The 14261-nt window shown below is 64.2% G+C and carries 15 protein-coding genes; 10 read left to right on the top strand and 5 right to left on the bottom strand.

The window, feature by feature from the left end; translation table 11 throughout:
* Positions 1–23: 23 nt before the first annotated feature.
* Together rho and AB6B38_RS11335 are read left to right on the top strand one after the other, a co-directional pair.
* Positions 24–1280: a transcription termination factor Rho gene (gene rho, locus AB6B38_RS11330; RefSeq protein ID WP_371395098.1), complete on the top strand. Its 1257-nt coding sequence runs from the start codon at positions 24–26 to the stop codon at positions 1278–1280.
* A 370-nt stretch (positions 1281–1650) separates the two neighbouring features.
* Positions 1651–2280 carry a glutathione S-transferase family protein gene (locus AB6B38_RS11335; RefSeq protein ID WP_371392963.1) on the top strand — a complete coding sequence of 210 codons (630 nt, stop codon included), beginning with the start codon at positions 1651–1653 and terminating at the stop codon, positions 2278–2280.
* Positions 2281–2390: 110 nt separating this feature from the next.
* Here AB6B38_RS11335 and AB6B38_RS11340 read toward each other — a convergent pair whose 3' ends face one another.
* Positions 2391–3071: a dienelactone hydrolase family protein gene (locus AB6B38_RS11340; RefSeq protein ID WP_371392964.1), complete on the bottom strand. Its 681-nt coding sequence runs from the start codon at positions 3069–3071 to the stop codon at positions 2391–2393.
* A gap of 83 nt (positions 3072–3154) precedes the next feature.
* On the opposite strand from AB6B38_RS11340, the gene AB6B38_RS11345 reads away from it, so the two are divergent.
* The 6 genes from AB6B38_RS11345 to AB6B38_RS11370 all read left to right on the top strand — a co-directional run bounded on the left by AB6B38_RS11345 (position 3155) and on the right by AB6B38_RS11370 (position 9101).
* Entirely contained in the window at positions 3155–3394 is a 240-nt protein-coding gene (locus AB6B38_RS11345) for a DUF6489 family protein (RefSeq protein ID WP_371392965.1), read from the top strand.
* A 10-nt stretch (positions 3395–3404) separates the two neighbouring features.
* Positions 3405–4730, top strand: a complete 1326-nt coding sequence (mnmE, locus tag AB6B38_RS11350) for a tRNA uridine-5-carboxymethylaminomethyl(34) synthesis GTPase MnmE (protein WP_371392966.1) — start codon at positions 3405–3407, stop codon at positions 4728–4730.
* A gap of 76 nt (positions 4731–4806) precedes the next feature.
* The gene (gene mnmG / locus AB6B38_RS11355; RefSeq protein WP_371392967.1) at positions 4807–6705 is read left to right on the top strand and encodes a tRNA uridine-5-carboxymethylaminomethyl(34) synthesis enzyme MnmG; all 1899 of its coding nucleotides are present in this window, start codon (positions 4807–4809) and stop codon (positions 6703–6705) included.
* A 35-nt stretch (positions 6706–6740) separates the two neighbouring features.
* Positions 6741–7358: a 16S rRNA (guanine(527)-N(7))-methyltransferase RsmG gene (gene rsmG / locus AB6B38_RS11360; protein WP_371392968.1), complete on the top strand. Its 618-nt coding sequence runs from the start codon at positions 6741–6743 to the stop codon at positions 7356–7358.
* Positions 7348–8199, top strand: a complete 852-nt coding sequence (locus tag AB6B38_RS11365) for a ParA family protein (protein ID WP_371392969.1) — start codon at positions 7348–7350, stop codon at positions 8197–8199. Before rsmG ends, AB6B38_RS11365 begins: the two co-directional genes overlap by 11 nt.
* The gene (locus AB6B38_RS11370) at positions 8196–9101 is read left to right on the top strand and encodes a ParB/RepB/Spo0J family partition protein (protein WP_371392970.1); all 906 of its coding nucleotides are present in this window, start codon (positions 8196–8198) and stop codon (positions 9099–9101) included. Before AB6B38_RS11365 ends, AB6B38_RS11370 begins: the two co-directional genes overlap by 4 nt.
* Here the strand turns inward: AB6B38_RS11370 and holA are convergent.
* Genes holA through AB6B38_RS11385 form a run of 3 tightly spaced genes read right to left on the bottom strand, consistent with a single transcriptional unit; the run spans position 9098 to position 11204 of the window.
* Positions 9098–10132 (bottom strand): DNA polymerase III subunit delta, encoded by a 1035-nt coding sequence (holA, locus tag AB6B38_RS11375; RefSeq protein WP_371392971.1) that lies wholly within the window; start codon positions 10130–10132, stop codon positions 9098–9100. The genes AB6B38_RS11370 and holA overlap by 4 nt on opposite strands.
* Positions 10126–10686 (bottom strand): hypothetical protein, encoded by a 561-nt coding sequence (locus tag AB6B38_RS11380; protein WP_371392972.1) that lies wholly within the window; start codon positions 10684–10686, stop codon positions 10126–10128. The genes holA and AB6B38_RS11380 overlap by 7 nt, the downstream gene beginning before the upstream one ends.
* Positions 10687–10718: 32 nt before the next feature.
* Positions 10719–11204 (bottom strand): DUF3576 domain-containing protein, encoded by a 486-nt coding sequence (locus AB6B38_RS11385; RefSeq protein WP_371392973.1) that lies wholly within the window; start codon positions 11202–11204, stop codon positions 10719–10721.
* A gap of 318 nt (positions 11205–11522) precedes the next feature.
* On the opposite strand from AB6B38_RS11385, the gene AB6B38_RS11390 reads away from it, so the two are divergent.
* Together AB6B38_RS11390 and AB6B38_RS11395 are read left to right on the top strand one after the other, a co-directional pair.
* Positions 11523–12761, top strand: coding sequence for a hypothetical protein (locus AB6B38_RS11390; protein ID WP_371392974.1), 1239 nt, complete (start codon positions 11523–11525; stop codon positions 12759–12761).
* A 95-nt stretch (positions 12762–12856) separates the two neighbouring features.
* On the top strand, positions 12857–13423 hold the full coding sequence (locus AB6B38_RS11395; protein WP_371392975.1) for an NtrZ family periplasmic regulatory protein: 567 nt from the start codon (positions 12857–12859) through the stop codon (positions 13421–13423).
* Positions 13424–13432: 9 nt separating this feature from the next.
* Here the strand turns inward: AB6B38_RS11395 and AB6B38_RS11400 are convergent, their stop codons facing one another.
* The gene (locus AB6B38_RS11400) at positions 13433–14188 is read right to left on the bottom strand and encodes an alpha/beta fold hydrolase (protein WP_371392976.1); all 756 of its coding nucleotides are present in this window, start codon (positions 14186–14188) and stop codon (positions 13433–13435) included.
* Between the last annotated feature and the right edge of the window lie 73 nt (positions 14189–14261).

Genomic DNA, 14261 nt, shown 5'->3' on the forward strand with positions numbered 1-14261 from the left:
CGCCGACCCCTGACGGGCGGCGCATGTCCTTGCAGGAGCTGAAGGAGAAATCTCCGGCAGACCTTCTCCAGCTGGCCGAAAGCCTCGATATCGAGAACGCGGCCTCGCTGCGCAAGCAGGGCATGATGTTCGCGATCCTGAAAGCGCTCGCCGAAGAGGGCGTCGAGATCCATGGCGGCGGAACGCTGGAAGTGCTGCAGGACGGGTTTGGCTTCCTGCGCTCGCCGGAAGCCAATTATCTTGCCGGTCCGGATGATATCTATGTCTCGCCGACCCAGATCCGCAAATTCGGCCTGCGCAATGGCGATACGGTGGACGGCGAGATTCGCGCCCCGCGCGATGGCGAGCGCTATTTTGCGCTTCTCAAGGTCAACGCGATCAATTTCCAGCTGGCCGACCAGGCCAAGCACAAGGTCCATTTCGACAATCTGACCCCGCTCTATCCTGAGAGCCGGTTCATCATGGAAAACCCGGACCCGACCCGCAAGGACCGCACCGGGCGCGTGATCGACATCGTCGCCCCGCTCGGCAAGGGCCAGCGCGCACTGATCGTTGCCCCGCCGCGTACCGGTAAAACCATGGTGCTGCAGAATATCGCGCACGCCATCGAGACCAATCACCCCGAATGCTACCTCATGGTGCTGCTCATAGACGAGCGCCCGGAGGAAGTGACCGACATGCAGCGCACGGTGAAGGGCGAGGTTATTGCCTCGACCTTTGACGAGCCGGCCACGCGCCACGTCCAGGTCGCCGAAATGGTGATCGAGAAGGCCAAACGCCTCGTCGAGCATGGCCGCGATGTGGTGATCCTGCTGGATTCCATCACGCGCCTGGGCCGCGCCTACAACACGGTCGTCCCCAGCTCCGGCAAGGTGCTGACCGGCGGTGTGGACGCCAACGCGCTGCAGCGCCCCAAGCGCTTCTTCGGTGCCGCCCGCAATATCGAGGAAGGCGGCTCGCTGACCATTATCGCCACCGCCCTGATCGATACCGGCAGCCGCATGGACGAGGTGATCTTCGAGGAATTCAAGGGCACGGGTAACTCGGAAATCGTGCTCGACCGCAAGGTCGCCGACAAGCGCGTCTTCCCGGCCATCGACATCCTCAAGTCCGGCACCCGCAAAGAGGAGCTGCTGGTCGACAAGAAGAATCTGGCCAAGACCTATGTGCTGCGCCGCATCCTTAACCCGATGGGTCCGCAGGACGCGATCGACTTCCTGCTCGGCAAGCTCAAAGAGACCAAGAGCAATGACGAGTTCTTCGACTCGATGAATACGTAAGGTTCGCCGTCTGCTTATTGGGTGTGGCAGTCCGGCGAGCAGAAGAAGCAACCATCGGCTTTGGAGTATCCCCGGCGTTTCGCTTCGTCTACGGCTCCTTTGCAGGACGCAAACTCGCCCAGATCTTCGCGGTTGGTTACGTTGGGGAGATATGAGCAAGTTTCGGCGTGCACCTCGTGGTCGCCGTTGCTTTGGGCGTTCTTGTTTACATAGTAGCGCATAGCGCAGTTCCTTTCGAATCAGAGGTTGTAATGGACTCGACTCAACCTCTGATTCCAGCGGGCCTGTAAAGAGGCGTGCATGACTTACCGGTTGGGATCTAAAGATTCCAATGACTTGAACTGCATGAATCTTGTTCGGAGAAGAGCTAATGAGCCACGACGCAAACCTGATCCTGTTCCACGCCCCCATGACCCGTTCCATCCGCGCCCGCTGGGCGATGGAGGAGATGGGGCTGGATTACCGGCTCGAGCGCGTTGCCTTCGACCGCGGCAATGTCGGCGGGGAGGAGTACCGCAAAATCCATCCCTTGCAGAAGATCCCGGCGCTCAAAGACGGCGATACGGTGATACTGGAATCGGTCGCGATCCTGGAATACCTGATCAATCGCTATGGGCCGACGCCCTTGCGTGTGGACCCGTCAGAGGCCGATTACCCGCGCTATATCGAGTGGCTGCATTATGCCGAAGGCTCGCTGGGCATGCCGGTGAACCTGCTTCTGGCCCACACCACCCTCCTGCCCGAAGCCCAGCGCAATGAGGGCATCGCCCGCTGGGCAAAAAAGGAAGTGGAGAAGCATCTGGATCTGATCGGCACGCGGGGCCTGGAGGGCCGGGACTGGCTGGCTGCAGACCGGTTTACCGCTGCCGACATCTCGCTGGGTTATTTGCTCTATCTTCTGAAAATCATCCGCCAGCTGAAAGACGCGCCCGCGCCTGTCCTGGCCTATTGGGAGCGCCTCACCGCGATGGAAAGCTGGCAAAAGGCCAGCGCGGAGTAGGAAGCTTCTGCGTGAAACCCCGGAAGCCCGGAGGGCTATCCGGGGCCTTGGGCCGGTTCGGCGATGAGGTCCCGGCTCTGCGCTGCGCTCGGCCGGGGTTTCACCTGTCCCTACCCCAGATGCTTTTCAAGGAAGGCCATGGTGCGGTTATTGGCCATTTCGGCGTCTTCGCGATGGAAATGGGCGCCGCCAACACGCGCAAAGGCGTGGTCGCGCTCAGGATAGAGATGCATTTCCACCTTCGGGTTGGCTTTCAGCCCGTCCAGAATCATTTTCTGGGCCTCTGGCGGCACGAACTGGTCCTTGCCGGCGATATGCAGCAATAGCGGTTTGGTGATCTTCCCGCCCTCGCCGATGCGGTCCTGAATGCCGACCCCGTAATAGCCCACGCTCGCGTCGCAGTCCGTGCGGCACGCCGTGAGATAGGCCAGCAGCCCGCCCAGGCAGTAGCCGACAGCGCCAACCTTGGCGGCGCCTTCGCCGTGCGCATGTGCGATCGTGGCGGCAATGTCTTCGATCCCCTTGTCGGGATCAAATTTACCAAACAGATCGAAGGCCTGCTTCCATTCGGCGTCGGTCTTGTCTGTGAGCTCGATGCCCGGCTCGATCCGCCAGAACAGGTCCGGGCAGATGGCGCGGTAGCCGCTGGCGGCCAGATCATCACAGATATCGCGCATCACCTGATTGATGCCGAAAATCTCCTGGATGACGATGATGGCCGGGCCCCTCCCGCGCGCGTAAGCGGAAAAGCTGCCGTCGGCGGTCTTGATGGTGAGCGTTTCGGCGGACATGACGTCTCCTTTGGCATCTGGCGCGGCGCGGCTTATGGTCGGCGGACCAAGCGCGACCCCTTTAGAACCAAGACGAGGCAGGCATGAAGGTCAATATCGAAATCGACTGCACCCCGGCCGAGGCACGCGCCTTTTTCGGCCTGCCGGACGTGACCCCGCTCAACGAGCAGCTGGTCGGCGAAATGAGCAAGCGCATGAGCGCCAATATGGATGCGCTGGAGCCGGACGCCCTGATGCGAAACTGGATGAGCATGGGCGGCGAATGGCAAAAACAGTTCATGTCGCTGATGAACCAGGCGGCCGGCGGAAAGTCCGGAAGCTAGACGCCCAGAGATGACCGATACGATTTTTGCTCTGGCCAGCGGCGCAGGCCGCGCAGGCGTTGCTGTGGTGCGGGCCTCGGGTCCGGATGCAGCGCCTGCCCTTGCTGCGCTGGCAGGCGCCCTGCCCGAACCGCGCCGGGCTGTTCTGAGACCCTTGAAAGCCCGCGATGGCACAGTGATCGACCGCGCCTTGCTCATCTGGTTTCCCGCGCCGGCGAGCTTTACCGGCGAGGATGTTGCCGAGTTTCATGTTCATGGCGGCCCGGCCGTTATCGAGGCGCTCTCTGCGGCACTGATGGCCGAAGGCCTGCGCCCGGCAGAGCCGGGCGAGTTTTCACGGCGCGCCTTTGCCCATGGCCGGATGGATCTGACCGAGGCTGAAGGCCTCGCCGATCTGATTGACGCGGAAACTGAAGCGCAGCGCCTGCAGGCACTCGCGCAGATGGACGGGGCGCTTGGCTCGCTTTACGGCGAGTGGCGCGAAGCCCTGATCGATACGCTGGCGGCCATTGAGGGCGAGATCGATTTTCCCGACGAGGATGATGTACCCGAGGGCCTGTCTGAGCGCGCTGGTCCGCCCTTGCGGGCGCTGTGCACCGGCATGCGGGCGCACCTCGCCGACAATCATCGTGGCGAGAGGGTGCGGGACGGGTTCGCAATTGCGGTCATCGGCGCGCCAAATGCCGGAAAGTCCAGCTTTATCAACTATATGGCGCGGCGCGATGCCGCCATTGTCAGCGATATTCCCGGCACCACGCGTGATGTCGTGGAAGTGCGCCTGATCCGGGCCGGTTTTGTCGTCTATATGGCCGATACAGCCGGTTTGCGCGAAGCGTCCGATGTGATCGAAGCCGAAGGCGTGCGCCGGGCGCTTGCCCGCGCCGAAAGCGCCGATATGCGCTGCCTGATGATCGACGTTTCACGTGAAACGCCGGACGCGGACCGCTTCGCCATGCTGCGTCCGGGCGATGTGGTCCTGCTGAACAAGACCGATCTCGCCAGTGTTGATGCGCCCGTACCAGAGGGCGTTACCGCCTTTGCGGTGTCAGTAAAGAACGGATCCGGTCTGGATGCTTTCAATACCTGGCTGGATGGCGAGCTGGTGGCGAGGCTGGGCGGGGCCGAGGCAGCGCCCTTGTCGCGCGCGCGCCACCGCCAGCTGGTCGAGCGGGCACTAGGCTCGTTGGAAGAGGCGCTGTCGCTTTTGTCCTCAAGGCCGGAGCTGGCGGGCGCGGAAGTGAACCGGGCGATCCGGGCGCTGGGAGAGTTGACCGGCGCGGTTGATATCGAGGATGTGCTCGACCGGGTGTTCAGCCAGTTCTGCATCGGCAAATAGGCCGCGAACTCGACTTGGGCGCGCCGATCATGTAAGCACGCGCTCCCCGGCAGGCTGGGCCGGACACAAGAAAGCCATGACCAGAGATTTGCTCAAGCCGGCCGAGGCCGCGCAACGCCAATGGGATGTGATCGTGATCGGCGGCGGCCATGCAGGCTGCGAGGCCGCGAGCGCGGCTGTGCGCCTGGGCGCGGCTACGCTGCTCCTCACCCATAAGGCCGCGACTATTGGCGAGATGAGCTGCAATCCGGCGATTGGCGGGCTGGGCAAGGGCCATCTGGTGCGTGAAGTGGACGCGCTGGACGGGCTGATGGGCCGTGTCGCGGACGCGTCTGGCATTCAGTTCCGCATGCTGAACGCCTCGAAGGGGCCGGCCGTGCGCGGGCCGCGCACCCAGTCGGACCGCAGGCTCTACCGCGAGGCGATGCAGGCCGCCCTGGCTGAACAGGCGAACCTGCACATCGTTGAAGCCGCTGCCGAGGATCTGATTGTCGAGGACAAGCGCTGTGCGGGCGTGGTGGACGGTGAAGGCCGCGTCTACCGTTCTGGCGCGGTCGTGCTGACCACCGGAACCTTCCTCAAAGGTGTCATCCATCGCGGCGATGAGCGCATTCCGGCGGGGCGTGTCGGCGATGCGCCCTCCATCGGCCTGTCAGACCGGCTCTACGGGCTGGGCCTTTCCATGGGGCGGCTGAAAACCGGAACCCCGGCGCGCCTTGATGGCTCCACGATTGACTGGGCCGGGCTCGACATGCAGTCGGCCGATGATGTGCCAACCCCCTTCTCCTTCCTGAATGACCGGATCAGCGTGCCGCAGATTGCCTGCGGCATCACGCGTACGACCGTTCAGACTCACAAGATCATTGAAGAGAATCTCGGCCATTCCGCCGTCTATGGCGGCAAAATCGCGGGGCGTGGCCCGCGCTACTGCCCGTCCATCGAGGACAAGGTGGTGCGTTTCGCCGACCGGACCAGCCACCAGATATTCCTGGAACCGGAAGGGCTGGACGACGACACCGTCTATCCGAACGGCATCTCCACCTCCCTGCCCGACCATATCCAGGACGCCTTCCTGAAGACCATCCCGGGGCTGGAGCGGGTGAAGGTCCGCCGCTACGGCTATGCGATCGAGTATGATTATGTCGATCCGCGCGAGCTGGATGCGACGCTCGGCGCGAAGCGCCTGCCGGGCCTGTGGCTGGCTGGTCAGATCAACGGCACGACCGGCTATGAGGAAGCGGCCGCGCAAGGCCTGATGGCGGGCTTCAATGCGGCGCTCGCCTGCGCGGGCAATCCGGCCTTCGTGCTCGACCGCTCGCAAGCCTATATCGGCGTGATGATCGACGATCTGATCACGCGCGGCGTCACCGAGCCCTACCGCATGTTCACCTCGCGCGCCGAATACCGGCTCAGCCTGCGCGCCGACAATGCCGACCAGCGCCTGACGCCTCTGGCGATCAGCCTCGGTGCGGCGAGTGTTTCACGTGAAACATCGTTTACGGCGCGTGCCGAAGCCCTTTCGGACGCGCGCGCCCTGCTGGAGCGCCTGAACCTGACACCGACCGGGGCGGCGAAAGCGGGACTATCGATCAATCAGGATGGCAAGCGCCGTTCCGCCATGGAACTCGCGGCCCACCCCCAGGTGGGTTGGGGCGCGATTTGCAAGGTGTGGCCGGAAATCGCCGCTCTGGAGCCCCCCATAGCCGCCCAGATGCAGAACGAGGCGGTATATCATGGCTATCTCGACCGGCAGGAAGCCGATGTGATGGCCTTCCGCCGGGACGAAGGCGTGCGCATCCCCGCAGATTTCGATTACCGGACTGTGGGCGGGCTTTCTCACGAGGTGCGCGAGAAGCTGGAACGCGCCCGCCCGGCCACGCTGGGTCAGGCGGGCCGCGTAGAAGGCGTGACGCCGGGCGCGTTGACGGCGCTGCTGGCCAGCGTGAAGCGGCTGGATCGCCGCCGGGCAGGCTGATGAATCACGAACGGACGTACGGCGCGGAAAGCTTCTTGGCAGACACGGGTGTTTCACGTGAAACACTGGAGCGCTTCATCGCGTGGCGGCGCCTGCTGGCCGAATGGTCGGCGCACACCAATCTGGTTGGCCGCGCGACGCTGGATGATTTCTGGTTCCGGCATGCGCTGGACAGCTGGCAGCTGCTTGATCTGGCCCCGCCGGGCGCAAACCGTTGGGCCGATATCGGGGCTGGCGCCGGCTTTCCGGGGCTCGCCATCGCGTTTGGTCTCGCAGACCGGGCGGTGCCGAATGCCAGGGTGACGCTCATTGAGTCCGTCGGGAAAAAGGCGGCCTTCCTGCGCGCGGTGCTGGCGGAGACGGAGCTGACATCACAGGCCGAGGTGCTGGCAGAGCGTGTCGAGGCACTGAATAGCCTGCCGCCCTTTGACGTGGTGACGGCCCGCGCGGTCGCGCCTTTGGAGAAATTGCTGGGCCTTATGGCACCATTTGTGGAAAACGGCGCAATTGCGCTGATTCCCAAGGGTGCGCGCCATGCAGAGGAATTGACCGCGGCGCGTAAAAGCTGGAACTTCGAGGCGAGCCTTCATCCAAGCCGTACCAGCGATGAAGCCGCCATCATCCGCATTGAAAGGCTGACCCGTGTCCGTTGATCCCCGTTCCGATACAGCGCCGCGCGCTGGTGCGCCCAAAGTCATCGCCATCGCCAACCAGAAGGGCGGTGTCGGCAAGACGACGACGGCGATCAATCTGGCAACCGCCCTGGCGGCCATCGGCAAGCGGGTCATCGTTCTCGATCTCGATCCGCAGGGCAATGCGTCCACGGGCTTGGGCGTGCCGCGCACCGAGCGCAAGGCCACCAGCTATGATGTGCTGGTCAATGAGCGCCCGATCGAGGAAGCGCTCGTGGATACGGCCGTGCCGGGGCTTGGCATAATCCCTTCTGATGTCGATTTGTCGGGCGCAGAGCTGGAATTGTCCGCCGCGCCACGCCGCTCCTACCGGCTGCGCCATGCGGTCGACAAGTTCCGCCGCTTTCTCGCCGCCCGCGCAACCCATTGCGATTACATCCTGATTGACTGCCCGCCCTCGCTAAACCTGCTCACGGTCAATGCGATGACGGCGGCCGATTCCGTACTGGTTCCGCTGCAGTGCGAGTTCTTCGCGCTGGAGGGCCTCAGCCAGCTGATGCGAACGGTCGATCTGGTACGCGGCAATCTCAACAAGAATCTGGAGATTCAAGGGGTTGTGCTAACCATGTATGACCGCCGGAACAATCTGTCGTCTCAGGTCGCCGCCGATGTGCGCGCGCATTTCGGTGACCGGGTCTATGAGACGGTGATACCGCGCAATGTGCGTGTCTCCGAGGCGCCCTCCTTTGGCAAGCCAGTCCTGCTCTATGATCTCGCCTGCCCCGGATCACAGGCTTATGTCCGCCTCGCGCGTGAGCTGGTCCGTCAGGAGCGCAGGCCCGCTGAGGCGGTGCCGGCATGAGCGCGCAAGAACGCCCGCGCGGCCTCGGCCGCGGCCTTTCCGCCCTTCTTGGCGAGGGCGAAGACGCTGACAATATGCGCGGCGGCGACGCTGCGTCCGGTCAGTCTTCAGGCGCAGGGCCGAAGGCATTGCCGCTCGATATGATCGAGCCGAACCCGGACCAGCCGCGCAAACGCTTTTCCGAAGACGAGCTCGCCGCTCTAGCGGCCTCTATTGCCGAGCGCGGCGTGCTGCAGCCCATTCTGGTGCGTCCGGCTCCGGGTAAGACCGGGCACTACCAGATCGTGGCGGGCGAACGGCGCTGGCGCGCAGCCCAGCGCGCCCGGCTGCACGAGATTCCGGCCGTTATCCGCGAGTTTACCGACCGTGAAACGCTGGAAATCGCCATTGTCGAGAACGTCCAGCGCCAGGATCTTAATGCGGTGGAGGAAGCGCGCGGTTATCGCCAGCTGATCGAGGCATTCGGTCATACCCAGGAAGATGTGGCGCGGGCTGTTGGCAAGTCACGCGCCCACATCGCCAACACGCTGCGTCTTCTGGCCCTGCCCGCACCCGTTCTCGATCATCTCGAAGCTGGGCGTCTGTCGGCAGGCCACGCGCGTGCCATTGCCACGGCTGGCGATCCTTCGGCGCTGGCAGAAAAAATCATTGCCGATGGCCTGTCGGTGAGGGCTGCGGAGGCTCTGGCCCGCAAAGAGCAGGCCCCGGAGCGCAAGGCGCGCGGCGGCGGTCTGGAAAAAGCGCAAAAAGATGCTGATACGCGCTCGCTGGAAGCCGATCTCGCCGAGCGTCTGGGTCTCGATGTGGAAATTATCCATCGCGGCGAAGCAGGCGAGATACGCGTGCGCTATTCCACGCTGGAACAGCTCGACGATCTGTGCCGGCGCCTGTCCTCGCGCTAGCGGGCCCGGGCCGGAGAGGCTGCCCGCGCCAGACGCAGCAGGGTTTCGCCCGCCAGCGCCTCGGCCGGTGAGCCAGAGCGCTTGATCGCGCGCTCGGTTTCAAACGCGATTTCGCGCGCGCGCGCAATGCGCGCACGGCTCCAGGCCCGGGCAGCCGCCTGAAAGCGCTGCGCAGGCGGGCCAAAACGCGGCGCGCCGGACCGGGCGAGGGCGCCCTGATCGCCGCCCAGCTGATGGTAGCGCTCTATCTGGTCAATCTTGCGCTGCAGGGCGCGCACGATGGCGACCGGACTGGTGCCCGATTCCAGCGCGCGGCGGTATTGCAGGTCCGCTTCCTGGATTTCCCCGCACAAGGCAGCGTCTATCACCTTGTCCAGAGCCGCGTCAGCGCTTTCAGTGGAGATCGCCGCAATATCTTCCAGCGTGATCTCGCCTCCATCGAAGCCTTTGTAAAGTATCAGCTTTTCTATCTCTGAGCGCGCCAGCTCCCGGTCGCCTTCCAGAATCCCGGCCAGCGTGTGACGGGCATCGGCGGCCAGCGCCAATCCGGCAGTTTTGAAGCTTTCTTCCGCGATGGCGATGAGATCGCGGGCATTATCCTCATAGCAGGCAATGGCGGCGGACTTTTTGCCGTCTTCAGCAGCTTTGCGCAGCTTTGACGCCTTGGTGAGGTTACCGGCCTCGACGACCAGGCGTCCTTCGGCCGGCATTTCACCGGCTTCGAACTCGCTGATCCAGCGGGCTACTGGCGCGCTATCGCCTGACAGGCGCACCCGCACCAGGCGCTCGCCGCCCATGAGCGACATGGCCGCCATGGCATCGGCCAGCGCCGCCGCGTCGGCCTTGATGTCCTCATCGGTGAAGCGGGTGACATTGAAGGGATCGTCAGGATCACCGGCAATCGAGCGCGACAGGGCCTGTGCGCGCTCCCTGACCAGTCCGGAATCCGGTCCGAAGATCACAAAGACACGCAAATCAGGCGGCGGGGATTTGAGAAGCCGGTCAACAGATCCGCCCGACGGCTTCACCACGGCCCGTCACCCTCATAAGGCTCTTCCAGCGGATCATAAGCGGCCGGAGCAGGGTCGGGCCGGGTGCGGGCCTGTGCGCGCTGGCGCAGGTTTGCCAGAATATCGCGGACAACCGCGTCAGCGACCATCTCGGCCGCGCGCCGCTCGGCATTGCTCCGCGCCGCTACGAGCGCATAGGGCTCACGCGGCGTCTCAAAGACCACGCGTTCGGTAATGCGGCCTCTGGCCGGGTTTCTGCCTGAAAGCTGGTAGCTGGCACGGATATTCAGTGCGACGCGCGTTGCCTGTCCGTCGGCGGAGACGCCGAGGCGCTGCTGACGCGTTCTAAGTGTTACCGAAAGCGTGCCGGCATCGCCCTGCGAGACGCCAACGCGTTCAAGAAGGGCGGTTTCGGTGAGATAGGACAGTCTTTCATCACCGGAAACGCTGACCGTCACATTGGCAAGGGTCTCGGCGCTCTGACCCCCATAGAGCGGTTGAAAGCCGCAGGCCGCCAGCACGACAAACGCCGCGGCGGCAATCAGATTGCGGGCTGAAACCGGCACTGCGCGCATTGCGTTCGGGGCCTCGTGCCTTGCTCGTCCGGTCAGGAACCGGGAAGCTGGGAAATCCGCATCTGGCGCGCCCGCGTCAGGATGGCGTTTTCCACCTGGACGCGCGTGCCCTGATCCACGGCCACATCGGTCCAGTCCCCGGTATCGGGATTGCGGGCCTGACGGAAGATCTGGACACTCAGCGCATCGGCGCGCAGCCGGCTGTCAAGCACATAGACCGTTGCCTTGAAACGCTCTTCGGGAGCTTCAGGATTGGCATACCAGTCGGTGATGATGACACCGCCGAAAGGATCAATCTGGTCAAGCGGCATGAAGGAGAGCGTGTCCAGCGAGGCGCGCCACAGAAACGTGTTGACGCCAATGCCCGCATCGGGCGCTGTCGCGCGCGGTCCGCTGCCGAGCAGGCCGCCGAAAAGTCCGCGATTCTCGCGTTCGGTGCTCGACCGCGATGCGCAGCCGGCCACCATGCTGGCTACGGCGACAACACTCAGAACCGTTACAAGCGGCCGTGAGAGCATGGGGCAAACCTCCAGGGAAATGGATAACACTGATTAAGAGCGTATTTCGATAGCCGCCACAAAAGACCAGAGCGGACACAAGCGCAACCCGTCTCCTGCTTCTATAGCATGCGCCCGCGCCCTGGCCAGAGCGATGATCTGACAGGTCCGGAGCCGCCAGCGCCGCGCCGGACCGTTGCACTCTTGTGACACTTCGCCCCGCAAGCCCGCCGGGTGTGATCCCGGCAGCTTGACCGCCGGGATCGCCCTGCCGCATCGTCATCTCGCGCGTCCGGGGGAAAGCGGGGGCGCCCACGGCGAGGCCGCGAGAGAAGGACCATGATGACAGCGCTTCGCGCTCAGCTTCGGGCCTTCACAATTCTCGCGGCCGCGCCTGTTCTTGCCCTTGCTGCGTATTGCACGCCAGCGCAGGCGCAAGAGACCCCCTTCCAGCTCGATACAGATTTTCAGCTGAGCGCCGACATCGTGCTTGCGCCGGGCGCGAGCAGCGCTGCCCGTTCGGGCCCTTATGGCGAGATACGGCTCGATTTGACCGCTGAGCGCGTACTGGAGAATACAAACAGGATCGGCTTTGCCGGCGGCCTGGTGGCGCGCCGCGATTCCGGGCGGGCAGGGCTGGCCCAGAGCATCGGCAATTGTCCGCCGGGCGCGGCTGACTGCTTTGATGCAGGCGGTCTGGTGCCGGTGGGCGCCTTTACCGGATTTGCCGCAGGCCCCGGGATTGCGGGCGATGATCCCGCCTTTGCGGTGGAAACCGCCTTTGTCTACTGGCGTGGCGGGCTGGCAGAAGTGCGCGCCGGCTACGGGCCGGGCGCAGCCGCGCTGGAAAGCGATCCCCTGCCGGGCGCGTTCTGGCTGATGCGGGCCGATGCCACCCGGGCTGACCCGGCAGGGCGCAATTTCGCGTCAGTGGCCAATACGATGTCGGGCCATGCCCCCAAACTTCTGGTGCGCAGCGTGCGTCTGGCAGGTTTCCGCGCGGCGGCCTCCTTCACGCCGGACGGCGATGTGTGCGGTGCCAGCTATTGCCGCCCATCATCCCGGCCGGGGCTTATCGCGGCGGCCAGCGTGCGTGACATAGCCGAGCTGGGTGTGTCCTTCGACCATCGTTTTGCCGCCAGCGGCGTGCGCTGGACAGCCGGTATGGGGCTGTCGCACGGGCGCGCGGCCGGTAATGCCAGCGCCTTTTTCGACGATCCCTGGGCCGTTTCGGCCCGCCTGATCCGCAGTCAGGGCGCGTGGAAGGCGGGGCTCGGCGCGCTTTTAAGCAATGATGGCGTTTCCGGTGCCCGCTACAGCGCCCAAGCGGCCAGCCTTGCCTATGAACGCGGCGACTGGCTGTTCTCCTTGGAGGCGTCGCGCGCGCGCTCCAGCCTTGTCCATGCGCATAGTGACAGCGTGCTTGCGGGTGCATCACGCTATTTCGAGTCCGGGTTCATTCTGGGCGTGGGCCTTGCCCATAGCCGCGCGGGGGAAGCTGACTTGTCCGGGCCTGAGCGGACGACGCAGACGGGCGGGACCACGCGCCTCTTCCTCGAAGCAGGGTTGCGCTTTTGACACGCTTCGCGCCGATTCGCATCACAACTCCGGCAACCCTGTTGGGTTTGCAGCGTTACTGGCGTATATCAAATCCTGTGATTGCGGAGAAAACCATGCGTTTGCGCGTGACAGTCCTGTCGGCCTTGCCGGTCGTGATGGCCCTTGCCATCGCGCCGACTGCGCTGGCGCAGGATTCCGGCATGCGCGACGGGTTCAATCTTCGCGGCACCGCCTTCTCCGATCTCACCTCGCTTGAGCGCCTGCAGGATCTGGCCGAACAGGCAGAAGCCGATCAGGCGCTGTCGGCGCGTGAAGATGCGGCGCGGCGTGACGCTGCCCTTCTGTCCGTGCCGGACCAGCCTACGGGTTCTGCAACCGCCTGGCAGCAACGCTTCACCATGGCACCGGCAGGCACGATGGCTTCGGTCTGGGGTGAGCAGGCAGAGCAGTTCCGCTTTTCTGCCGGTGAGCGCTGGGGCATTTCGCTGGGTATCTCCCAGCGCATGCGTGGCCCGGCATTCGAGCTGCAGGATGTGAGCGCAGGCGCGTTCTATTCACTGACCGACCGGGTGCGTATTGGCGGTGAATTCCGCTTCACCTCCCCGGAAGAAGATGTGTTTGGTGAAGAGCCGGAACGCCGCACGCCGCAACTGCGGTTTGAATCGGCTTTCCGTTTCTAGGCCCTAACCCTATCCTGTCTTTTCAATCTGACGGCACAGCGCTTCAACGCTGGCGACCAGCCTGTCTATGTCCGCGGGCGTGGACAGCCGGTGATCGCCGCTCTTGCTGATATGCACGGCCATGTCGCTGGAGGTCAGGCACCCGGCGAGCGCCATGGCATGTTGCCAGGGCACATCCGCGTCGGCCATGCCCTGTAATATCTGCACCGGGCCATCAAACCGTACCGGCCCGTCCAGCAACAACCATTGACGCGCCTCCTCGATCAGCCCGCGCGTGATGATGAGCGGCTCGCCATACTCCGATGGCTGTGCCCACTCGCCATGCGTCAGAATTGCGTTGCGGACACTGTCAGGAAAGCCCGCCCACATCAGTTTCTCGGTAAAGTCAGGCGCAGGCGCTATCAGCACCATCCCTGCCACCCGTTCAGGGCGTGCCAGCGCCGCCAGCAATGCCGTCCACGCGCCCATGGAGGAGCCGACGAGCACCAGCGGCCCTTCGGTCAGCGTGTCGATGATCTGGAGCGCATCCTCGCGCCACATGCCGATACGGGCATCGCGCCAGCTGCCGCCAGACTGGCCATGGGCAAAATAGTCAAAGCGGACAAAGGCGCGGGCCTGCGCGCGCGCCCATTGATCGAGCGCCAGCACCTTGGTGCCCTCCATGTCGGAGCGCAGCCCGCCCAGCCAGACAATGCCCGGACCCTTGCCGGAATGGCGTTCATAGGCGAGCTGGACACCATCGCCCCGGTCAAGAAATTGTGGCATTCGGGAGCCTTCTAGCTATGGCTGGCGTTTGCGCCCTGCTGGCCCCATCATTATGACGCAGGCCAGTTGGTTC

Origin of the sequence: Glycocaulis abyssi (assembly GCF_041429775.1) — a bacterium.
In the GTDB taxonomy this organism is placed as follows: domain Bacteria; phylum Pseudomonadota; class Alphaproteobacteria; order Caulobacterales; family Maricaulaceae; genus Glycocaulis; species Glycocaulis abyssi.